Here is a 21,511-nt window from a genome sequence, read left to right on the forward strand (position 1 = left end):
GTGATCACCCGCACCTCCAACCTGATGCTGACGCGCAACGCGCAGCAGAACCTCCAGGCCAACATGTCCCGGCTGGCCAAGCTGCAGGAGCAGGCCCAGACCTCCGCAGCCATCACCCGCCCGTCGGACAACCCCACGGGAACCGCAGACGCCCTGAAGGTGCGCGCAGAAATGCGTGCCAACACCGCCCACAAGGGCAACATCTCGGATGCGAACGGCTGGCTGGCCACCCTGGACAATGCGCTGACCAGCACCAGCGACATCCTCACCCGGATCAAGGACCTGTCCATCACGGCATCGACGGCAACAACGACGCCGGCCAGCAAGGCTGCGATCGCCACTGAGATCGAGGGCCTGAAGAAGGACCTGCTGGGCCAGGCCAACACCAGCTATCTGGGCCGGAACATTTTCGCCGGCAATTCCGACGCCGGTGCCGCCGTCGTCGAAAATCCGCCGGCCCCGCCGGCAACGGCACCGACCTACACCTTCGCCGGTGACGGTCACGGCCCGGTGAACCGCCGGATTGATGCCAACACCCTGGTCCGCGTCGACGCGAGTGCCAAGGAGGTCTTCGGAGACATGCTCACCAGGATCGATTCCCTGGTCGCCGATCTGCGGGGCAACGGCAACATCAGTACCCACCTGGCCGGCATCGATGAGAGCATCAACACCGTGCTGACTTCGCAGACCGACGTCGGTATCCGCCACGCCCGTGTCCTGAAAGCAGAGGAAGCCAACTTGGAGCAGTCCGTCAGCCTGGAGACCCGGCGCTCCGGCATCGAGGACCTGGACACGGCCCAGGTCATCCTGGACCTGAAGCTCCAGGAGCTCGCCTACCAGTCCTCCCTGGCTGTCACCGCGAAGGTACTCCAGCCCACCCTGATGGACTTCCTGCGATGAGCACCGTGACTCCCGTTTCCTTCCTTGCGCCGCCTCCGGGCCTGGAGCCGCTGACCGAATTCGCGCTGGAAGACGTCGACGGCGCCACGGGACTCTACTCCCTCACCGGGACGGACGTCTCCGCTGGCGTGCGGCGCTTCTACGCCATCGACGCCGCGGTCTACCTGCCGGAGTACAACCCGGAGATCTCCGATGAGCAGGCCCGCCAGCTCCAGCTGGAGGATCCGGCCGAAGCGCGCGTCCTGGTGGTCGCGAATCCGTCCGACGCCGGCACCACCGTCAACCTGCTGGCCCCGGTGATCATCAACACCCGGACCTGGCAGTGCGCCCAGGTGATCCTCGAGGGCCGGGACCTTCCGCTGCGGGCACCGCTGGAAGCCGTCGCCGCTGCCTAGGCCCCCTCCCCTTCCCGTTCAACCCCCCATCGAGATAGCAGAAAGTGCACGTCCCAGAGCTGGGACGTGCACTTTCTGCTATCTCGTTTTTGGGGTGGGAGTTAGGCGAAGTCGGACGTCGCCGGATCCGCGCCGAAGCGGGTGCCGTTGTCCAGGGCGTTGATTGCCTGGATGTCCTCATCGGAGAGCTTGAGGTCCAATGCTGCCCAGTTCTCACGGATGCGGGACTCAGTGACGGACTTCGGGATCACGATGTTGCCCAGTGCCAGGTGCCAGGCGATGACCACCTGGGCGGGCGTGGCGCCGTCGTACTTTGCTGCGATGTCCTTGAGCACTGCATCATCCAGCAGGCCCTGGCCGGAGCCCAGCGGAGAGTAAGACTCGTGCTTGATGTTGTGCTTGGCCTCGAACTCACGCAGTTCCGTCTGGGCCAGGTACGGGTGGGTCTCCACCTGGTTCAGGACGGGGACCACGCCGGTGGCGTCGATGATCTCCTGCAGGGCCTCGACGGTGAAGTTGCAGACGCCGATGGACTTGACCCGGCCGGACTTCTGCAGCTCAACCAGTGCCTTCCAGGTGTCCACGTACTTGCCCTGCTTCGGCTGCAGCCAGTGGATCAGGTACAGGTCCAGGTATTCCAGCCCGAGGCGCTCCATGGAGGCGTCGAAGGCTGCCAGGGTCTCTTCGTAGCCCTGGTCTGCGTTCCAGACCTTGGTGGTGATGAACATGTCTTCACGCGGCAGGCTGGAGGCGGCGATGGCGCGGCCTACGCCTGCTTCGTTGTCGTAGATCTTGGCGGTGTCGATGTGGCGGTAACCGGCTTCGAAGGCCATACCAACGGTCTTTTCCGCGAGTTCGTCCTCAACCCGCCAGACGCCGTAGCCGAGCTGGGGGATGGTGTTGCCGTCGTTGAAGGTGACGAGAGGAGATGTAGTCATGGTCCCCATCCTCCACCCGGCATGCGCGTCCCGCAGACCAAAAGCGCCGGTGTTTGCTGGACGCGAAATCGCGGCCGCTGCTCTTGCGGCGTGCCGGCCTAGGTGCGGGAGGCCGCCAGGACGCGCTCTGCCTCTGCGACGTCGTCCTGGACCAGGGCCGCCCGGCGCCGGACATTCTCCACTCCTGCGGAGGCAATGCCCCAGCGCTCGCCTTCCAGCCGGGACATGGCGGCGGCCTCCGCGGCGGCTGCCAGCGAATTGCCGGAGCGGGAGAGCGCCCGGTGCACGGCGATCAATCCGCCGGGAATGTCCTGGCCGGAGCTGGGCAGCTGTTTCTGGGCTCCGGCACAGACGGCCCGGACGCGCGGGAGCAGTGCGGCCAGGTCGTTGGCGACCAGCGCCAGGTCGTTGTACAGGGCGTCGTCTTCCACCCCTTCGAGCATCTGGTGGTAGCGGTCCAGCCCGCGGGTGAACCGGTCGTGGGCACGCCGCCACACACCCTTGCCGAGTTCGGTGTCGTCCTTGCGCCCCTGCCGGGCTGCTGCGAAAAGTGCCATCCTGCGGGAAATTCTACAGACACACGCTACAAATACTGGCCCGGGCCGGCGTGGGGTTCCACGTGCGCACCCGCACCGGGCTGCTGGCCGGGCTGCGCGGCCGTGCCGGTCCGCTTCGGTTCACCGTTTTCACCGATGACGACGCCGGGTGCCAGCACAGTACCCGGCGGCAGCTGGCGCAGCTGGAGCCTGCTCTGCAGCTGCTGGTTGGCGGTCTGCTGGGCCGCGATCGCCGTCTGGATTCCGCGGAAAAGCCCTTCCAGCCAACCGACGAGCTGAGCCTGCGCAATGCGCAGTTCCGCGTCGGTGGGCGTGGTGTCCTCCGGGAAGGGCAGGTTGATCCGCTCGAGTTCGGTCACCAGCTCCGGGGCGAGTCCGTCATAGAGCTCCGTGAGCGAGCGCTCATGGATTTCGGCAAGCCGGTTCCGCGCCGCGTCGTCCAGCGGCGCATTGCGGACTTCCTCCAGCAGCTGCTTGATCATGGTGCCTATCCGCATGACCTTGGCCGGTTCATCGACCAGTTCATTGAGTTTGGCCGGCCCGGACCGGCCGCCGGCGGACGGGGCCGCTGAGGCATCCGGGGACTGTTCGCCGGTTTCGGACTGGCCGGTGCCTGCCGGGTCCGGGGCTTGGACCTGCTGGTCCGTGCCGTCCCGGTCCGGGGACTCCGACGGCCTGGCGGCCGGGTGGCCGGGATTTCCCGGTCCGGAGAATCGCGCAGATCCGTTCTGTTCAGTCATGAATTAATGCTCTCACGCCTGGTGCCGGTTAGGCCGGGGATTCACTCGCTTTCAAGCTCTTCCTCGCGCTTTTGTGCGTACTCGCCGTCGGGGCTCAGCCCGGCAGCATACTGGCCCGCGTTGAGCTGGCCCGCGGTGTAGTGGTGCTCGTCGAACTCGGGGCCTGCGGCGGCGCCCTCCGGAATCCCGGCATCCTCCGCCAGGTGCGCAGCCTCGTCGTCCGGCTCGTGCAGCGGAAGGCTGATGTCTTCGCGCAGATGGGGATCGTCAGGAAGGTCCTTGTTGTCTGCCATTCCTCCAGCAAAGCAGCATCCGGCAGCCGCCTCAACCTCCTCCCCTAACCACCGAGATGGCAGAAACTGCCCTTTTGAGACCTGTAACGTGCAGTTTCTGCCATCTCGAGGGGGGGAAGGGAGGCTGCTACCGCATCAGCAGCAGCGCCCGCCGGGGTTGGCGTCCTGGCGGTCCATCTTGTCCCGCCAGAATTCCCGCTCGGTCAGCGGCGGAGACGAACAGCCCGACGCCGCGTGGTGCGCCTGGTACTTGCGGTACGCGTCCTCTCCCATCACGTCACGGAAGAAGCGGATGAATCCGCGCAGGTGCCCGACGACGGCGGTCATCAGTGACCCGTCCGCGCCGGCTGTTTCTCCTCCGGCAGGGCATCCCACTGTGCCTGGATTTCCTTTTCCTCCGGTGCGGCGAAGAAGCCTGCCGGCGCGAACGTCCGCGACGGCACGGCCAGGTCCTCGGCGCTCGGCGCTCCGCCGGACCGGAAGGAGCGGACCGAGGCCAGAACAGCCGTGACGATCACGATGATCGCCAGGGTCACGAACAGGATGGACAGGACACCCTGCACGAAGGTGTTCCGGACCACCGCCTCCATGGCCTCGACGGTCTTGGCCGTACCGAAGCTGGTTTCCCCGGCCTCCAGGGCGTTGCGGAAGGCGTTGTGCTGCGCCCAGTAGCCCACGGCCGGGACCGGGGAGAAGATCTTGTACATCGAGGCAGTGATGGTGACCACGGAGGCGAAGGCCAGCGGCAGCACCACCACCCAGATGTACTTGAAGACGTTCTTCTTGGCCAGGATCGCCAGGCAGATCGCCAGCGCTATGGCAGCGAGCAGCTGGTTGGCGATGCCGAAGAGCGGGAACAGCGTATTGATGCCACCCAGCGGATCGGTGACACCCATGATCAGGATCGAACCCCAGCCGGCAACCATGATCGCCGTGCAGATCCAGGCCCCTGTCCGCCACCCGGTATCCCTGAACTTCGGGACGAAGTTGCCGATCGAATCCTGCAGCATGAAGCGGGCGACGCGGGTGCCGGCGTCGACGGCGGTGAGGATGAACAGCGCCTCGAACATGATGGCGAAGTGGTACCAGAAGGCCATCATCGCCGGGCCGCCGATGAAGCTCTGCATGATCATCGCCAGGCCGACGGCGAGGGTGGGCGCACCGCCGGTGCGCGAGACCACCGACTCTTCACCGACGTCGGAGGCCAGGGAGGTGAGCATGTCCGGGGTGAGGTTCACGCCCGCCAGGCCCAGGGAGTTCACGAACGCGACGGCGCCCTCAACGGTTCCGCCGGTGGCGGCCGCCGAGGAGTTCATGGCGAAGTAGATGCCGCGGTCCAGGGAGATTGCTGCGACCAGCGCCATGATTGCCACGAAGGACTCCATCAGCATGCCGCCGTAGCCGATGAACCGGGTCTGGCGTTCCTTCATGATCATCTTCGGGGTGGTTCCCGAGGAGATGAGCGCGTGGAAGCCGGACAGGGCACCGCAGGCAATCGTGACGAAGAGGAACGGGAAGAGCGGGCCCGCAACCACCGGGCCGTCGTCCCGCGACGCGAACTCGCTGAAGGCGGGAACGCTGATCTCCGGGCGGACAACAATGATGGCGACCGCGAGCAGGACGATCGTGCCGATCTTCATGAAGGTGGAAAGGTAGTCGCGCGGGGCCAGCAACAGCCAGACCGGCAGCACGGCGGCGATGAAGCCGTAGATGATGATGCCCCAGGCGATGGTCACCCGGTCCAGGGAGAAGATCGCCACGCCCCATTCGGTGTCGGCGATCCAGCCGCCGCCCACGATCGCGAGCATCAGCAGCACGAAGCCGATGACCGAGACCTCGCTGACCTTGCCGGGACGCAGATAGCGCAGGTACACGCCCATGAACAGTGCAATCGGGATGGTCATGGCCACGGAGAAGACACCCCACGGGCTCTCGCCGAGGGCGTTCACGACCACCAGGGCCAGGATGGCGACAATGATGATCATGATGGTGAGGGTGGCGATCAGGGCCGCCGTGCCGCCGATCAGCCCGAGTTCCTCACGGGCCATCTGCCCCAGGGAACGGCCGCCGCGGCGCATGGAGAAGAACATGACCAGGTAGTCCTGGACCGCGCCGGCGAGGATGACGCCGACGATGATCCAAACGGTGCCGGGAAGGTAGCCCATCTGGGCGGCCAGGACCGGGCCCACCAGGGGGCCCGCGCCGGCAATCGCGGCGAAGTGGTGCCCGTAGAGCACCCTGCGGTCGGTGGCGGCGTAGTCCTTGCCGTCCGCCTTGTACTCAGCGGGTGTGGCGCGGCGGTCGTTGGGCTTGAGCAGGTGCCGCTCGATGTACTTCGAGTAGAACCGGTAGCCGATCAGGTACGTACAGACCGCGGCAAAGACGAACCAGATGGCGTTGACGGTTTCGCCGCGGATGATTGCCAGCATGGTCCAGCTGATGCCGCCCAGCAGGGCGATGCCCACCCAGACCGCGATCTTCAGCGGCGTCCAGGTGCTTCGGCCTTCCGCGTCGTCGACGACAGCCACCGGCGGCAGGTCCGGATCCTGGAGGAGGGTGTCTGCGTCCCCGGCCTCGGGGTCCGGACGGTCCGGGTCCCTCCGTCGTCGGTTGTCTTCACCCATGGTGCTACCCCTTTGTCAGCAGTGCGGTCCCTGCGGCAGCAGGGCGTGATGTGCGCCTGAGGGTAGCACCGGGAATGCGATGTGGATCACATACACGCCGGTGGTTCCGGGAACGGTCCGCCGAATGGTCCTGCTGCGGCACCGGGCGGCGGGGAGGCCCGGCGCCCGGCGGTCTACAGCGTGAGCAGGATCTTTCCGGTGTGCTGTCCGGAGTCGAAGTACTCGTGGGCGGCTGCTGCCTCGGCCAGCGGGAACGTGCGGTCAACCAGCGGTTTGATGCTGCCGTCCTTGATCAGGGGCCAGACGTATTCGCCCACGGCCGCCATGATGGCGCTCTTCTCCTCCACGGGTCGTGCACGCAGCGTCGTTCCCATGACTGCGCAGCGTTTGCTCATCAGTGCGTTGAGGTCCAGTTCAGCCCGGGTTCCGCCCTGCAGCCCGATGATGACCAGCCGGCCCGCGACGGCGAGCGCATCGACATTCCGCTGCAGGTACTTGGCGCCCATGACATCCAGGATCACGTCTGCCCCGTGCCCGTTGGTGGCGGCACGGACTTCCTCTACGAAGTCCTGTTCCTTGTAGTTGATCAGCACCTTGGCACCGAGGCTCCTGGCCAGTTCCAGCTTCGCCGGGCTCGACGCCGTCACCATGGGTATTGCGCCGACGGCCGCCACGAGCTGGATGGCCATGGTGCCGATGCCTCCGGCCCCGCCATGGATCAGCACATACTCTCCTTCACGGACTCCTGCGGCCATGAAAAGGTTCGAGAACACAGTGGCCGCCACCTCGGGGAGGGCCGCTGCCGTCACCAGGTCCATTTCCGGCGGAACAGGCAGCACCTGGCCGGCAGGAACCGCCACCTGTTCGGCGTACCCGCCGCCGGAAAGCAGGGCAACGACGTCGGCTCCGACTTCCAGCCCCTCCACTCCGGTGCCCACCGCTGCCACACGGCCGGAGACCTCCAGGCCCGGATATTCAGGGGCACCCGGAGGAACCGGATAATTGCCGTGGCGCTGCAGCACGTCGGCACGGTTGAGTCCCGCCGCGGCAACATCGATGAGGACCTCACCGGGGCCGGGGACGGGTGCCGGTACGTCGCGGAGGGCCAGGACCTCCGGGCCGCCGGGCTCGGTAATGACTATCGCTTTCATGGGGCCTCCTGCGGAAGTGGAGAAAATTTTGGTGAACTGCGCTCATCTGCCAGACTACTAAGCGGAGGAAGGTTGTCCGAGCGGCCGATGGAGCTGGTCTTGAAAACCAGTGTGCGGTAACCCCGTACCAAGGGTTCGAATCCCTTACCTTCCGCTCCCGAGCACCCCGGCCACTGGCCGGGGTGCTTTTGTCTACCCGCTCCATGTCATTGCATATTGTGAGCGGATGTTACTTCACCGATTTATAAGCATGCTTGTTTTCCGCATAGCCTTTTCTGGTGGTTTCCGGCCCATTGGGGGGTGGTAACCAAAACCAATTACCGCAGAAGGAGTCATTCGCATGAAATCCGCCCGCCAGATGCACCTGGCCCGCGCAGGAAAGGCTGCCTCGGCTGCCGTGTTCGCCCTCGTACTCGCAGGGTGCGGAGCCTCCGCAGACAACGATGAACCGAAAACCAGTGAGTCGCCTGCCGCGGCCTCCAGCTCCGCCTCGGCGGAAGCCGATACCGCAGCTGATGAGAAGACGGAAGACGAGGTGTCTGCGGAAACCGTCGACGCCGTCGACCTGAAGGTTGGAGACTGCCTGGTCGATGACCCGGATGCCGAACAGATTGAAGCAGTCGACGTGCTTCCCTGCACCGAGCCGCACGACACTGAGGTCTACGCGGCCATGGACATGGAAGCCGGAGCCTTCCCCGGCGAGGAGGCCGTGGACGCCGCGGCACAGGAGTTCTGCCTCGCTGAATTCCAGCCCTACATCGGCACGGATTACTCCGAGTCGGCCCTGAACATTGGCTACCTCACGCCCACGCCCTCATCCTGGACGCTCGGCAATGACCGGGAGATCCTCTGCACCGTCTACCGTATGGACGGCGAGAAGCTCAGCACCTCGGTGAAGGGTTCGAACGTCTAGTTCTCTTTCGCCGGGAAAGGGGATCTAACCAAAACGGTTAGGTCCCCTTTTTTGTGTTTGTCAATAGCTGCCTGCCGTTAGGGCACCAAAGGGTTCGAATTCATATGCCTGTCACCCCGGGGTGGTATCCAGAAGGGGTTCACCGCACCCCTTGCCGAACTACCAGGGCCATTACCGCGTGCCCCCACACCGGCATCCGTTCCCCAAAGGAGCAATGAGGCATGAGATTTACCCGATGGACGGCGGTGCTGGGCACAGCACTGTCTGCCGGCCTGCTGGCCGGCCCGCTGGCGGCATTGCCCGCCCACGCGGAGGAATCACGTTCCGGCGTCGTGATCAACGAGGCCTACCTGAGCGGGGGAAGCGCCAACGCCCCGTTCACCAACAAATTCGTGGAACTCTACAACCCGACCAGCGCCGCGGTTAGCCTCGACGGCTGGTCCCTGCAGTACCGGGCAGCGGGCAGCACCGGTGCACCCACCGGAATCGCCGGGCTTTCCGGGAGCATCCCGGCCGGCGGCTACTATCTGGTCCAGGGCGCCAGCAACGGCACCAACGGTGTTGTCTTGCCGGCGGCCGACGCGACCATCGGCGCAAGCTTCTCCGGCTCCGCCGGCACGATCGTACTCGCGAACCAGCCTGCAGCAGTGAACCCGCTGCCCACCGGCTCCGTGACGGTCCAGCCCGGCGTCGTGGACCTGCTCGGCTACGGCACCTCCAATACCTTCGAGACAGCCCCTGCCGCCGCCCCGGCCGGCAACTCCGATCCGAAGTCCCTGAACCGCACCTCATTCGCGGACACCAACAACAACGCATCAGACTTCACGCTCAGCGCCTCCGTCACACCGACGAACACGGGCGGAACCGGCACCGATCCCGAACCGACGGACCCGGAGCCCACCGATCCCGAACCGACGGACCCGGAGCCCACCGATCCTCCGGCCGGGGTACGCCCCATTGCGGAGATCCAGGGCACCGGTGACGCCAGCCCGCTGGTTGGCCAAACCGTCACCACCCGCGGCAAGGTCACCGCCTCCTACCCGACCGGCGGCTTCAGCGGCTACTACATCCAGACCCCGGGCACCGGCGGCGAGCTGGACCCGGCAACGCACACGGCTTCCGACGCCGTCTTTGTCTACTCCGCAGCCACCGTGGGCCAGGTTGCCGTCGGCGACTACGTGGAGGTCACCGGAACCGTGGGCGAATACTTTGGCCTGACCCAGCTGACGGTTCCGGCCGGCGCCATGACCAAGCCCGGCGAACCGGCGGAAGAGATCAAGCCCGCCGCGGTTGCGTGGCCTGCCACCGACGCCGAGCGGGAAACCCTCGAGGGCATGCTGCTGGCACCGCAGGGCGAGTTCACCGTCACGGACAACTACACCCTGAACCAGTACGCGGAAATCGGCCTCGCTGCCGGCGGTGAGACGCTGGTGCAGCCCACCGCAGTTGCGCCGGTGGGAACGCCGGAACACGCGGCAGTTGCCGCGGACAACGCGGCGAAGGCCGTAAAGCTCGACGACGGCGCCACCACCAACTTCCTTTCCGCCGCCAACCAGTCCAAGCCGCTGCCGTACCTGAGCTCCACCAATCCGGTGCGGATCGGGTCTGCGGCAACTTTCACCACCAACGTGATCCTGGACTACCGGAACAGTGCCTGGCGTTTCCAGCCGCTGACCGAGCTGACTCCCGGCAACGCGCAGACGGTCCAGCCGGCGTCGTTCGAAAACTCCCGCACCGCCGCTCCGCAGAGCGTTGGCGGCAACCTGAAGCTCGCCGCCTTCAACGTGCTGAACTACTTCAGCACCACCGGAGCCGATCTCTCCGGCTGCACCTACTACAACGACCGCTCCGGAGCTCCGGTGACCGTCCGCGGCGGCTGCGATGCACGCGGCGCTGCCAACGAGGCCAACCTCGAACGCCAGCAGGCGAAGATCGTGGCAGCGATCAATGCCCTGGGCGCCGACGTCGTCGGTCTCATGGAAATCGAGAACTCCGCTGGACTGGGACAGGACCGGGACACCGCCCTGGCCCACCTCACCGAGGCACTGAATGCCGCTGCACCGGGAACCTGGGACTACGTCCGCTCCCCCGCGGCCCTTCCGGACGACGAGGACGTGATCCGCACCGCGTTCATCTACCGGACCGCCACCGCGGAACCGGTGGGCGAGTCGATCATCCTGAACAATGAGAGCGTATTCTCCAACGCCCGCGAACCCCTGGCCCAGGCCTTCAAGCCGGCCGGCGGGGAAGACAGCGAAAGCTTCGTGGCGATCGCGAACCACTTCAAGTCAAAGGGATCGGCACCGTCCAGCGGCGAGAACGCAGACAGCGGACAGGGCGGCTGGAATGCCGACCGTGTCCGCCAGGCACAGGCCGTGGCCGCGTTCGCGGACACCGTGGCGCAGGACGCCGGAACCGAGCGGGTCTTCCTGCTCGGCGATTTCAACTCCTACGCCGCGGAAGACCCCATGCAGGTCTTCGCCGAAGCGGGCTACCTGAACCTGGGCAAGGCCACGGGCAAGCACTCCTACGCCTTCAGCGGCCTGGTTGGCTCCCTGGACCACGTCCTGGCCTCGCCCGCGGCGGCTGAGGACGTCACCGGCACCGACATCTGGAACATCAACTCGGTTGAGTCGATCGCCTTCGAATACAGCCGGTACAACTACAACGCCACCGATTTCTACGCTGCCGATCCCTACCGTTCCTCGGACCACGATCCGATTCTCGTCGGGATGGACCTGACCCCGGCCGAGGCCGAGGTTACGGACCTGAACCTGCTCAACATCAACGATTTCCACGGCCGGATTGATGCCAACACCGTCAACTTCGCCGGCACCGTCGAGCAGCTCAAGGCCGCCGCACCGGAGGGCAGCTCGCTGTTCCTCTCCGCCGGTGACAACATCGGCGCATCCCTGTTCGCCTCCTCGGTGCAGCAGGACCAGCCCACTATCGACGTCCTGAACGCACTGGGCCTGCGGGCCTCCGCAGTGGGCAACCACGAGTTCGACGGCGGCTTCACGGACCTCACGGACCGGGTGGTTCCCGCCGCGGAGTTCGACTACCTGGGCGCCAACGTGTACCTCAGGGGCACCACCACCCCGGCGCTGCCGGAGTACACCATCCTGGACGTGAACGGCGTTCGGGTGGCCGTGATTGGAGCAGTGACCGAGGAGACCGGAACCCTGGTTTCTCCGGGAGGCATTGCCACCCTCGAGTTCGGGGATCCGGTCGAAGCCGTCAACCGGGTCGCGGAACGCCTGGATGCAGAAGGCCTGGCAGACGTCATTATCGCCGAGTACCACGAGGGCGCCGGGTCGGGAACGCCCGACGGCGCCACGCTCGAGGAGGAGATCGCCGGCGGCGGTGCCTTCGCGGAGATCGCGACGGAAACCAGCGCGCTGGTGGACGCCATCTACACCGGCCACACGCACAAGCAGTATGCGTGGGATGCTCCGGTTCCGGGCGTGGACGGCAAGACCCGTCCCGTTGTGCAGACCGGTTCCTACGGCGAGTTCGTCGGCCAGATCGAGCTGCAGTACGACGCCGAAATGGATGAGGTTCTCTCCTACACCGCAGGCAACGCCGCCCGTACCACCACGCCCGCTGCGGACCTGGTGGCCGCGTACCCGGCGGTGGCCGAGGTTCAGCGGATTGTCGACGCCGCCCTGGCGTTCGCTGCCGAGGTGGGCAACCAGCCCATCGGCTCGGTCACCGCGGACATCACCACGGCTTTCGCCGGAACGTCCCGCGACGACCGCGGCAACGAATCAACCCTGGGCAACCTGGTAGCCGATTCGCTGCTCTCATCGCTCGGTTCGTCCGAGCGCGGCGGCGCCGAAATCGGCGTCGTCAATCCAGGCGGGCTCCGCGCCGAGCTGTACTACGGTGAGGACGGCGTGATCACTTACGCCGAAGCCAACGCGGTGCTGCCGTTCGTGAACAACCTCTGGACTACCACCCTCACCGGTGCGCAGCTGAAGTCGGTCCTGGAGGAACAGTGGCAGCCGGACGGAAGCTCCCGGGCGTTCCTGGCCCTGGGCCTGTCAGACAACGTGACCTACACCTACGATCCGGACCAGGCCCGCGGCTCCCGGATCCAGTCGGTCACCGTCAACGGCGCAGCGCTGGACCCCAACCGCGCCTACCGTGTGGGAACGTTCAGCTTCCTGGCACAGGGCGGGGATAATTTCTCCACCTTCGCGCAGGGTACGGACACCCGTGACTCGGGGCTGATCGACCGCGATGCGTGGATCAGCTACCTGCAGACCAGCAGCCCGGTCTCCCCGGACTTCGCCCGCCAGGGCGTCATCGTCAAGGGAGCTCCGGCTACGTCGAAGGCCGGTTCAAATGTCTCCTTCACGGTGGACAAGCTGGATCTGACCTCGCTGGGCAGCCCGGCCAACACCACGCTGGCCGTCAGCTGGGTCCCGGCCGGCGGAACCGCCGTTGCCCTGGGTTCCGTCCCGGTGGCCGCCGGCGCCGCCAATGTCACAGCCACACTCCCGGCGTCGGCGTCCGGCAGCGGATCCCTGGTTTTGGCCGCAGATCCGTCCGGCACCACGGTGACCATCCCGGTCACCGTTGATCCGGCACCGGAACAGCCCACCTGTGTCCGTCCCGTTCCGCCGAAGAACTGGTGGGATGTCCGGGGCTGGCTGAAGTACGCGGTGGATTACGCACGCTACCTGGTCTGCACCATCAGCCGCGGCTAGTCCGCACTGGCCGGGCCAGCAGCGAAGCGGCGCCGTCCGGACCATCGGGTCCTGGCGGCGCCGCTTCTCATATGCCGCGGCAGCCGTAGGCCCTGTGGGCCGGGCGGCCGCTGGGCGGTGGGCTGGCGCACCCTGACGAAGTGTATCTACGGCCGGACCTACTGCCGGGGGTCCGGGTTCTTTGGATCCTCGGATCCCATGTCCGCAGCACCGAGCACGCTCGCCACGGGGTTGTCCGTCTTCTCGTTGGCCCGCGGCTTGAGCTCGGGATGGTGCAGGTCCAGTGCCGGCCGTTCGGAACGGATCCGGGGCAGGGAGGTGAAGTTGTGGCGCGGCGGCGGGCAGGAGGTGGCCCATTCCAGGGAGCAGCCGAAGCCCCACGGATCATCCACCTCCACTTTCTTTCCGCGCCGCCAGGTCACATAGACGTTCCAGAAGAATGGGATCAGGGAGAACCCAAGAATCAGGGAACCGATGGTGGAAAGCTGGTTCATCCCGGTGAAATTGTCCTCCACCAGGTAGTCCGCGTAGCGCCGCGGCATGCCCATCACACCGAGCCAGTGCTGGATCATGAAGGTCAGGTGGAAGCCGAGGAACAGCAGCCAGAAGTGGATCTTGCCGAGGCGCTCGTTGAGCATCTTGCCGGTCCACTTGGGCCACCAGAAGTAGAACCCGCCGAACATCGCGAACACCACCGTGCCGAAGACCACATAGTGGAAGTGCGCCACCACAAAGTAGGTGTCCGACACATGGAAATCCAGCGGCGGAGCCGAGAGGATGATGCCGGTCAGCCCGCCGAACAGGAACGTGATGAGGAATCCGAGGGCCCACATCATGGGCGTCTCGAAGGTAATTGAACCGCGCCACATGGTGCCGATCCAGTTGAAGAACTTAACGCCGGTGGGCACGGCGATGAGCATGGTCATGATCGCGAAGAAGGGCAGGAACACCTGCCCGGTGACGTACATGTGGTGCGCCCAGACGGTCATCGACAAGCCGGCGATCGCGATGGTCGCAAAGATCAGGCCCTTGTAGCCGAAGATCGGTTTGCGGCTGAACACCGGCAGGATTTCGGAAATGATGCCGAAGAACGGCAGCGCGATGATGTAGACCTCCGGATGGCCGAAGAACCAGAACAGGTGCTGCCAGAGGATCGCCCCGCCGTTCTCCGGATCGAAGATGTGCGCGTCGAACCTGCGGTCCGCTCCGAGGGCGAAAAGCGCGGCGGCCAGCGGAGGAAAGGCCATCAGCACCAGGATGGCGGTAACCAGCGTGTTCCAGGTGAAGATGGGCATCCGCCACATGGTCATGCCGGGGGCGCGCATGCAGATGATCGTGGTGACGAAGTTGACCGACCCGAGGATGGTTCCGAAGCCGGACAATGCGAGGCCGAACACCCACAGGTCCCCGCCTATGCCGGGCGAGAACGTGGTGTTGGACAGGGGCGCGTAAGCTGTCCAGCCAAAGGAAGCCGCGCCCTGCGGGGTCAGGAACCCTGAGATCGCTATCAGGGATCCGAAGAGGAAGAACCAGTAGGCCAGGGCGTTCAGGCGCGGGAACGCCACGTCCGGCGCCCCGATCTGCAGCGGCATCATCACGTTCGCGAAGCCGGCGAAGAGCGGGGTGGCGAACATCAGCAGCATCAGCGTTCCGTGCATGGTGAAGAGCTGGTTGTACTGCTCCCGCGACGAGACAATCTCAAGTCCGGGCTGGAAGAGCTCGGCACGGATAATCAGTGCCATGACCCCGGCCAGGCAGAAGAAAATGAAGGACGTGATCAGGTACAGGTAGCCGATCTTCTTGTGGTCGGTGGTGGTCAGCCAGTCGACGACGATGCGGCCGCGGGAAACGGGCACCACCCGCGGCGGCACGGTTGTTCCTTCATCTGCCGAATACTTCAACGTAGACATTCGCGCCGCCTAGGGGTCCGCAGGAGGTTCAGTCCGTACACGGGCTCCGCCTTTCGCAGGCCAGTGTGCCTTGTATCGTAGGACCCGCTCCGGGGCAGGTCCATAGGCAGCGAAGGGTTTTGCGGCGTCCGCCTCCGGGTTAGCCGCCCGCCCGGACTCCCGGAATCCGCTCCCCGGCCCGCCAGACGGCGCCGGTCAGCGCCATGCCCGGGCGGTAGGCAAGGTAAGCGGCGGACGGCGCGTTGAGCAGGTGGAGATCCGCCCGGTGCCCGACGGCGAGCGAGCCGACCGCCCGCTGCCCGTCGACGTCGTTCCCTGTGTGCCTGCGCAGCGCCAGGGCCCCGCCGTAGGTCCCCGCGCGTACGGCCTCGGGAACGCTGAGTCCCATCTGCAGCACGGCTGTGGTGACGCAGAAGGCCATGGAGCTGGTGTAGGAGGTGCCGGGGTTGCAGTTCGAAGCCAGCGCGATTTCGACGCCGGCGTCCAGCAGTTCCCGGGCCGGAGCGAGCGGCTGCCGGGTGGACAGGTCACAGGCCGGCAGGCAGGTGGCCACGGTACCCGGCGTTCCGGTTCCGGCGTTCCACTTCGCCCAGCTGCCTGCGAGCGCTGCGACATCGGCCGGCGAAAGATAGTTCACGTGGTCCACGCTGGCGGCACTGAATTCCACGGCCAGCCGCACTCCCGCGCCCGGGCCCAGCTGGTTGCCGTGCACCCGCAGTCCGAGTCCGGCGTCCCGGCAGGCGGTGAGGACCCGGCGGGACTGCTCCTCGGTGAAGGCCCCGCGCTCGCAGAACACGTCCGCCCACTGCACGTAGGGGCGCACGGACGCGAGCATCGGGCCGCAGACGAGGTCCGTGTACTCCTCGGCATCCAGGCCGTCCGGCACCAGGTGCGCGCCCAGGAAGGTCACGTCATCGACCACGCTGGACGCGATCCGGGCACTGCGGGTTTCCTGCTCCACGTCCAGTCCGTATCCGGTTTTGGTTTCGAGCCAGGTGGTCCCCCCGGCGGCCGCCTCGGCCCGGCGGGCCAGCAGCAGCCGGGTGAGGTCGTAGTCCCCGGCCGCCCGGGTGGCATCCATGGTCACGGCAATGCCGCCGGCACTGTATTCCTCCCCGGCCAGGCGCGCTGCGAATTCGGCACTGCGGTCACCGGCAAAGACCAGGTGGGTGTGTGAGTCCACCCAGCCGGGCAGCGCTGCCCGCCCGCCGGCGTCGTGCGCTTCATCCGCCGCAGGAGCCTGGGCAGCCGGGCCCAGCCAGGCAATGCGCTCACCTTCGAACACGACGGCGGCCTGCCGCAGCACGGACTCCGAGCCGCGCGCGGGGTCCATGGTGGAGAGCTCACCAATGTTGGTGATCAGCACGGATCCGGTCACGGCCGGCCCCCGCGTGCTGGTGCCCCAACCCGGACCGCGTCGAGATGAGCGGCAGCAGCCGCCAGCAGCGGCCCGGGATCGCCGAGGCGCAGGTGCCTGCCGCGTTCGGCGGTCAGGACGCCCCCGACGACGACGGCGGTGACGTCCTGCGCGGTAGCGGCCAGTGCCAGCTGGGCCGGGTCGGCTCCCGCGGTGCGGGCAGTTCGCGGGTCAACGGCCATCAGGTCGCAGGACCTGCCGGGTGCGAAGCCGGGGGCCCGGCGCCCCTGAGCGGCAGCACCGGCGTCGGAGGCTGCCCGGTGCAGGTCGGTGGGAGTGAACCGTCCGCGTACACCGGAGGCCAGGCGTTCACCGTGTTCCAGCCCGCGCATTTCCAGCCACGGATCAATGACCGCGTGCTGGTCCGAGCCGAGCGCGATCCGGGCGCCGGCATCCGCTAACGCCGCCGCCGGGCCGATGCCGTCGGCGAGGTCCGCCTCGGTGCTGGGACACATCACCACCGCTGCTCCGGTGCTGCCGAGCAGCGCGATGTCCTCCGCGGTCAGGTGGGTGGCGTGCACGGCGGCCGTCCGGGGGCCGAGCAGCCCATGCCGGTGGAGCAGCTGGACGGGCGTGAATCCGGTGGCCGCGAGGCAGTCGCGGTTTTCGGCGGGCTGCTCGGAGACGTGGATGTGCAGGGGCAGGTCGGGGTCCAGTCCGGACGCGATGGCCTGCAGCGCGTCCTCGGGCACGGCCCGCACGGAGTGCAGCGCGGCCCCGACTGATATGGACGCCGGGTCGAATTCCGCCTCGACGGTGTGCCGCAGGTCCTTGAGCCGGTCCAGCCATGCGCCGGCGGAACCATCACTGAAGCGGAGCTGGTCCTGGCCCGGCGGCTGGTTGAATCCGCCGGCGAGGTAGCAGGTGTCCAGCAGGGTGAGCCGGATTCCGGCGGCCGAGGCGGCACGGGCCAGGGCCAGTTCCATGGCGTGCCCCGGATACGGCGAGCCGTCCGGACGGTGGTGCACGTAGTGGAACTCGGCGACGGAGGTGTAACCCGCCGCGACCATCTCGGCGTAGACCGGGGTGGCCAGTTCTTCGTACAGCTCCGGGGCGAGGGCAGCCGCGGCCTGGTACATGCCCTGGCGCCAGGACCAGAAACTGTCCGCCCCGCCGGTGTGGGTGCGTCCACGCAGCACCCGGTGGAAGGCATGGGAGTGGGCGTTGGACGCCGCGGGGAAGACGACGCCGTTGAGCACCAGGTCCTCCGGGCGGGGCCGGGTGCCGGTTTCAACGGCAGCAACGATGCCCTCGGAGTCCACGCTCAGCCGGACGCCGGTTTCAAGCTGACCGTTTCGCAGAGCCCGTTCACACCACACTCCTGTTCTCACAGCAGGCCCTCCAGGACGTCGGCGAGCGCCGTGGAGGAGTAGTCGGCGTCGGCGTCTTCCACGTATTCCTCCGGGGAGTGCGAGATGCCGCTGGGATTGCGGACGAACACCATGCCCGCCGGCACGTGTCCGGCCAGGATGCCGGCATCGTGCCCGGCACCGGTGGCCAGCACCGGAGCCTGCGGCAGGGCGAGCTGGAGCTGGCGCTGCAGTCCCGGATCGAAGCCGGTGGTGGGGCTGAAGGATTCCTGTGCCAGGATCACGGAGCAGCCTTCGAAAGCGGCGGACTTCTGTGCCTTGCCGTGGATGGTTTCCACCAGTGCGGCGGTGACGGCGTCCTCCTCATGCCGGACGTCGAGCCACAGCTCCACCCGCGACGCGATGACATTGGTGCCGCCCGGAACAGCGTGGATCCGGCCCACTGTGGCACGGGCACCGGGCTGGGCTGCGGCGGCCTGCTGCACGGCGGTGATGATCTGCGCTGCGGCCACCATGGGGTCCGCCCGGTCCTCCATCAGCGTGGTACCGGCGTGGTTGCCCTGCCCGTGCACGGTCAGCTTCCAGCGGCCGTGGCCCAGGATCGAACTGCCGACGGCGACGGCGGGGCCGTCCTCGCCGAGCCCGCGGCCCTGTTCCACGTGCAGTTCCACGAAGTCGCCGATTCGGGCGAGCGCTTCCTCGTCCCGGCCAAGGTGGTCAGGGTCCAGCCCTGCGGCCCGGGCGGCGTCGGCGAAGGTGGTGCCGCCGACGTCGCGCAGGTTCCGTGCCTTGTCCGGATCGATGGCTCCGGTCAGCAGCCGCGAGCCAAGGCAGGCGACGCCGAAGCGGGACCCTTCTTCCTCGGGGAAGACGGTGATGGCCAGGGACCGGTTGCGCTGCACGCCGCGTTCCTTCAGGACGTCGACGGCGGCAAGGGCCGCGGCGATGCCGAGCGGTCCGTCGAAGGCACCGCCGCCGGGCACCGAGTCCAGATGGCTGCCGGTGACCAGCGCGCCTTTCTGCGGTTCGCCCCACCAGGCCCAGAGAATGCCGTTACGGTCGGTCTCGACGTCGAGTCCGCGGGCCTGTGCCTCGGCGGTGAACCAGGCGCGCAGGTCCGTCTCGGCGGTTGAGAACACGGGGCGGCTGTAGCCGCCGCGGACCGGATCGCGGCCGATGCCGGAGATCGCTTCAAGAAGGGAGGTGACTGTGCTCATTGCCGGATGTTCCTCGGGGTGGTGCCTATTCGGCCATGGGGATGCGGACGCCGCGCTCTTCGGCGACCTGCGCGGCTTCATCGTAGCCGGCGTCGACATGGCGCATGACGCCCGTGCCGGGATCATTGGTGAGCAGGCGTTCAAGCTTGCGGGCGGCCAGGTCGGTGCCGTCCGCCACTGAAACCTGGCCGGCGTGAAGAGAGCGGCCAATTCCCACGCCGCCGCCGTGGTGGATGGAAACCCAAGTGGCGCCGGAGGACGTGTTGAGCAGGGCGTTGAGCAGCGGCCAGTCGGCGATCGCGTCAGAGCCGTCCCGCATGCCCTCGGTTTCCCGGTACGGGGAGGCCACCGACCCGGAGTCCAGGTGGTCACGTCCAATGACGATCGGCGCGGACACCTTCCCCTCGGCGACGAGGCGGTTGAACAGCAGTCCGGCTTGCGCGCGTTCTCCGTAGCCGAGCCAGCAGATCCGGGCGGGCAGGCCTTCGAACTCAACGTGCTCCGCGGCGGCGTCGAGCCAGCGGTGCAGGTGTTCCTTGTCCGGGAAGAGTTCCTTCAGCGCAGCGTCGGTGACGGCAATGTCCGCGGGGTCCCCGGAGAGAGCCACCCAGCGGAACGGGCCCATGCCCTCGCAGAACAGCGGCCGGATGTAGGCCGGGACAAACCCGGGAAAGTCGAAAGCCCGGCCATAGCCGCCGGAGCGTGCTTCGTCGCGGATCGAGTTGCCGTAGTCGAACACCTCTGCCCCGGTGTCCTGGAAGCCGACCATCGCCTCCACCTGCCGGGCCATGGAAGCCTGGGCCTTCTTGGTGAACCCTTCCGGGTCGGCCTCGGCCTCGCGGTGCCAGTCCCCGACCGCAATTCCTTCGGGCAGGTAACTGAGGGGGTCGTGGGCGGAGGTCTGGTCGGTGACGATGTCGAAGTCCGCGCCCTGTCCGGTTTTTTGGCGGCGGAGCAGTTCAGGGAAGACTTCCGCAGCGTTGCCCACCAGGCCCACGGACAGTGCCCGCCCCTCTGCCTTGGCCGCCGTCACCTTGGTGAGGGCGGCGTCGAGGTCCGTTTCGACGTCGTCCAGGTAGCGTTTCCCGGCGCGGCGCCGCAGCCGGGACTCGTCGACGTCGACAATCAGCACAGCACCTCCGTTAAGCGTCACCGCAAGCGGCTGGGCGCCGCCCATGCCTCCGCAGCCTCCTGTGAGGGTGGCGGTGCCGGCCAGGGTACCGCCAAACCGCTTGTTGGCGATGGCCGCGAAGGTCTCATAGGTGCCCTGCAGGATGCCCTGCGTGCCGATGTAGATCCAGGAACCGGCCGTCATTTGCCCGTACATGGTCAGGCCTTCGGCTTCCAGGCGGCGGAACTCGGGCCACGTGGACCAGTCCCCCACCAGGTTGGAGTTGGCGAGCAGCACCCGCGGCGCCCACTCGTTGGTGCGGAACACGCCCACGGGCTTGCCGGACTGGACCAGAAGCGTCTCGTCGTCGTCGAGTGTTTTCAGGGTGCGGACAATTGCGTCGAAGGATTCCCAGTTCCGGGCGGCTTTGCCGGTGCCGCCGTAGACCACCAGGTCTTCGGGGCGCTCGGCGACCTCCGGGTCCAGGTTGTTCATCAGCATCCGCAGCGGGGCTTCGGTCTGCCAGCTTTTCGCGGTCAGCTCGTTGCCGCGGGGTGAACGGATGGTGCGGTGGGTTTCGGTCATGAGGGGTCTCCGTCGTCGTTGCCGGTTAGCCGTGGGTTTGGACTGCGCTGGTTTCTGCCGTGAGGACGCGGCAGATCTCCGCCAGCCGCTCGGACGTGATCCGGTAGCTGGGCACCACCACGCTCATCGCGGCCACGGATTTTCCGCCGGCAGTCAGCGGGACGGCGACGGCGGTGATGTCCGGTTCGACGCCGTCGCTCACCACTGCGCATCCGGTCCCGTTCACCTCTCCGCGCATCGCCCTGCCGGCGGCGCTGGTCTCGAGGTCGAAGCGCCGGCCCACCCAGTTGGCGTGCCGGACGGACTGCGTGCCTTCCGCGATCGCGATGTACAGGCCGTGCCCGCCGGCCGCCGGGATGCTGAGGTAGGTGGATTCGCCGGTTTGCTCCACGATGCGGTCCATGGCCTCGCGGTAGGTGGAGATCAGGGATTCCGAGCTGAGGGCGAGGACGCCGAGCTGCACGACCGCCGGACCGGGGCGGTAGGTCCCGTTCTCCTCCCGCCGCAGGAAGTCGGTCCCTTCCAGGGTGCGCAGCAGCCGCAGCGCCGTGCTGGTGGAGAGGCCCGTTGCCTTGGCTGCTTCGGACTGTGTGACGGCGCCCTGGCGGCACACGACGCTGAGCAGGGACAGTGCACGCTCAACCGTCCGGGTGGTGCTGTCCGTCTTTGCCGCCTGGGCCATGCTGCTGCTTTCCTCGCGGGTTCGCTGCGTTCGATATTGCCACCTAGTAAAACAGC

Annotated in this window: 17 protein-coding genes and 1 tRNA gene; 5 read left to right on the forward strand and 13 right to left on the reverse strand. The window is 67.0% G+C overall.

Annotated elements, in window-relative coordinates; translation table 11 throughout:
• On the forward strand, positions 1-900 hold the full coding sequence (gene flgL, locus ITX31_RS00310; protein WP_323745533.1) for a flagellar hook-associated protein FlgL: 900 nt from the start codon (positions 1-3) through the stop codon (positions 898-900).
• On the forward strand, positions 897-1,295 hold the full coding sequence (locus ITX31_RS00315) for a flagellar assembly protein FliW (protein ID WP_194781508.1): 399 nt from the start codon (positions 897-899) through the stop codon (positions 1,293-1,295). The genes flgL and ITX31_RS00315 overlap by 4 nt, the downstream gene beginning before the upstream one ends.
• Positions 1,296-1,396: 101 nt before the next feature.
• On the opposite strand, the gene ITX31_RS00320 is transcribed toward ITX31_RS00315, so the two are convergent.
• The 7 genes from ITX31_RS00320 to ITX31_RS00350 form a co-directional block, all read right to left on the reverse strand.
• A complete protein-coding gene (locus ITX31_RS00320; protein WP_194781509.1) occupies positions 1,397-2,233 on the reverse strand; it encodes an aldo/keto reductase in 837 nt (278 codons plus the stop codon).
• A gap of 98 nt (positions 2,234-2,331) precedes the next feature.
• Positions 2,332-2,790, reverse strand: a complete 459-nt coding sequence (locus ITX31_RS00325) for a hypothetical protein (protein WP_194781510.1) — start codon at positions 2,788-2,790, stop codon at positions 2,332-2,334.
• Between the two features lie 26 nt (positions 2,791-2,816).
• Positions 2,817-3,530: a bacterial proteasome activator family protein gene (locus tag ITX31_RS00330; RefSeq protein WP_194781511.1), complete on the reverse strand. Its 714-nt coding sequence runs from the start codon at positions 3,528-3,530 to the stop codon at positions 2,817-2,819.
• 41 nt (positions 3,531-3,571) lie between these two features.
• A complete protein-coding gene (locus tag ITX31_RS00335) occupies positions 3,572-3,823 on the reverse strand; it encodes a hypothetical protein (protein WP_194781512.1) in 252 nt (83 codons plus the stop codon).
• A gap of 135 nt (positions 3,824-3,958) precedes the next feature.
• The gene (locus tag ITX31_RS00340) at positions 3,959-4,150 is read right to left on the reverse strand and encodes a YbdD/YjiX family protein (RefSeq protein WP_194781513.1); all 192 of its coding nucleotides are present in this window, start codon (positions 4,148-4,150) and stop codon (positions 3,959-3,961) included.
• Positions 4,150-6,447: a carbon starvation CstA family protein gene (locus ITX31_RS00345; RefSeq protein WP_194781514.1), complete on the reverse strand. Its 2,298-nt coding sequence runs from the start codon at positions 6,445-6,447 to the stop codon at positions 4,150-4,152. Before ITX31_RS00345 ends, ITX31_RS00340 begins: the two co-directional genes overlap by 1 nt.
• A gap of 173 nt (positions 6,448-6,620) precedes the next feature.
• Positions 6,621-7,598, reverse strand: coding sequence for an NAD(P)H-quinone oxidoreductase (locus ITX31_RS00350; protein ID WP_194781515.1), 978 nt, complete (start codon positions 7,596-7,598; stop codon positions 6,621-6,623).
• 66 nt (positions 7,599-7,664) lie between these two features.
• On the opposite strand from ITX31_RS00350, the gene ITX31_RS00355 reads away from it, so the two are divergent.
• The 3 genes from ITX31_RS00355 (at position 7,665) to ITX31_RS00365 (ending at position 13,223) form a co-directional block, all read left to right on the forward strand.
• Positions 7,665-7,752: transfer RNA gene (locus tag ITX31_RS00355), tRNA-Ser, on the forward strand.
• A 186-nt stretch (positions 7,753-7,938) separates the two neighbouring features.
• On the forward strand, positions 7,939-8,511 hold the full coding sequence (locus ITX31_RS00360; protein WP_194781516.1) for a septum formation family protein: 573 nt from the start codon (positions 7,939-7,941) through the stop codon (positions 8,509-8,511).
• A 221-nt stretch (positions 8,512-8,732) separates the two neighbouring features.
• A complete protein-coding gene (locus ITX31_RS00365; protein WP_194781517.1) occupies positions 8,733-13,223 on the forward strand; it encodes an ExeM/NucH family extracellular endonuclease in 4,491 nt (1,496 codons plus the stop codon).
• A 158-nt stretch (positions 13,224-13,381) separates the two neighbouring features.
• Here ITX31_RS00365 and ctaD read toward each other — a convergent pair whose 3' ends face one another.
• The 6 genes from ctaD to ITX31_RS00395 form a co-directional block, all read right to left on the reverse strand.
• Positions 13,382-15,133: a cytochrome c oxidase subunit I gene (gene ctaD, locus ITX31_RS00370; protein WP_194781518.1), complete on the reverse strand. Its 1,752-nt coding sequence runs from the start codon at positions 15,131-15,133 to the stop codon at positions 13,382-13,384.
• Positions 15,134-15,272: 139 nt separating this feature from the next.
• A complete protein-coding gene (locus ITX31_RS00375; RefSeq protein ID WP_194781700.1) occupies positions 15,273-16,466 on the reverse strand; it encodes an amidohydrolase family protein in 1,194 nt (397 codons plus the stop codon).
• A gap of 41 nt (positions 16,467-16,507) precedes the next feature.
• Positions 16,508-17,881, reverse strand: a complete 1,374-nt coding sequence (locus ITX31_RS00380; RefSeq protein WP_323745534.1) for a formimidoylglutamate deiminase — start codon at positions 17,879-17,881, stop codon at positions 16,508-16,510.
• Positions 17,878-19,077, reverse strand: coding sequence for an allantoate amidohydrolase (locus tag ITX31_RS00385; RefSeq protein WP_194781519.1), 1,200 nt, complete (start codon positions 19,075-19,077; stop codon positions 17,878-17,880). The genes ITX31_RS00380 and ITX31_RS00385 overlap by 4 nt, the downstream gene beginning before the upstream one ends.
• 25 nt (positions 19,078-19,102) lie before the next feature.
• Positions 19,103-20,773, reverse strand: coding sequence for a urocanate hydratase (gene hutU / locus ITX31_RS00390; RefSeq protein WP_194781520.1), 1,671 nt, complete (start codon positions 20,771-20,773; stop codon positions 19,103-19,105).
• 25 nt (positions 20,774-20,798) lie between these two features.
• Complete coding sequence (locus ITX31_RS00395) at positions 20,799-21,455, reverse strand: IclR family transcriptional regulator (RefSeq protein ID WP_194781521.1); 657 nt, start codon at positions 21,453-21,455, stop codon at positions 20,799-20,801.
• Between the last annotated feature and the right edge of the window lie 56 nt (positions 21,456-21,511).

The organism is Arthrobacter gandavensis, assembly GCF_015355785.1.
Taxonomy (GTDB): Bacteria; Actinomycetota; Actinomycetes; order Actinomycetales; family Micrococcaceae; genus Arthrobacter_B; species Arthrobacter_B gandavensis_A.

Coding starts and splice junctions, on each gene's coding strand:
- ITX31_RS00315 (WP_194781508.1), top strand. CDS start 897: ATGAGCACCGTGACTCCCGTTTCCTTCCTTGCGCCGCCTCCGGGCCTG.
- ITX31_RS00320 (WP_194781509.1), bottom strand. CDS start 2,233: ATGACTACATCTCCTCTCGTCACCTTCAACGACGGCAACACCATCCCC.
- ITX31_RS00325 (WP_194781510.1), bottom strand. CDS start 2,790: ATGGCACTTTTCGCAGCAGCCCGGCAGGGGCGCAAGGACGACACCGAA.
- ITX31_RS00330 (WP_194781511.1), bottom strand. CDS start 3,530: ATGACTGAACAGAACGGATCTGCGCGATTCTCCGGACCGGGAAATCCC.
- ITX31_RS00335 (WP_194781512.1), bottom strand. CDS start 3,823: ATGGCAGACAACAAGGACCTTCCTGACGATCCCCATCTGCGCGAAGAC.
- ITX31_RS00340 (WP_194781513.1), bottom strand. CDS start 4,150: ATGACCGCCGTCGTCGGGCACCTGCGCGGATTCATCCGCTTCTTCCGT.
- ITX31_RS00345 (WP_194781514.1), bottom strand. CDS start 6,447: ATGGGTGAAGACAACCGACGACGGAGGGACCCGGACCGTCCGGACCCC.
- ITX31_RS00350 (WP_194781515.1), bottom strand. CDS start 7,598: ATGAAAGCGATAGTCATTACCGAGCCCGGCGGCCCGGAGGTCCTGGCC.
- ITX31_RS00360 (WP_194781516.1), top strand. CDS start 7,939: ATGAAATCCGCCCGCCAGATGCACCTGGCCCGCGCAGGAAAGGCTGCC.
- ITX31_RS00365 (WP_194781517.1), top strand. CDS start 8,733: ATGAGATTTACCCGATGGACGGCGGTGCTGGGCACAGCACTGTCTGCC.
- ctaD (WP_194781518.1), bottom strand. CDS start 15,133: ATGTCTACGTTGAAGTATTCGGCAGATGAAGGAACAACCGTGCCGCCG.
- ITX31_RS00375 (WP_194781700.1), bottom strand. CDS start 16,466: ATGGACCCCGCGCGCGGCTCGGAGTCCGTGCTGCGGCAGGCCGCCGTC.
- ITX31_RS00385 (WP_194781519.1), bottom strand. CDS start 19,077: ATGAGCACAGTCACCTCCCTTCTTGAAGCGATCTCCGGCATCGGCCGC.
- hutU (WP_194781520.1), bottom strand. CDS start 20,773: ATGACCGAAACCCACCGCACCATCCGTTCACCCCGCGGCAACGAGCTG.
- ITX31_RS00395 (WP_194781521.1), bottom strand. CDS start 21,455: ATGGCCCAGGCGGCAAAGACGGACAGCACCACCCGGACGGTTGAGCGT.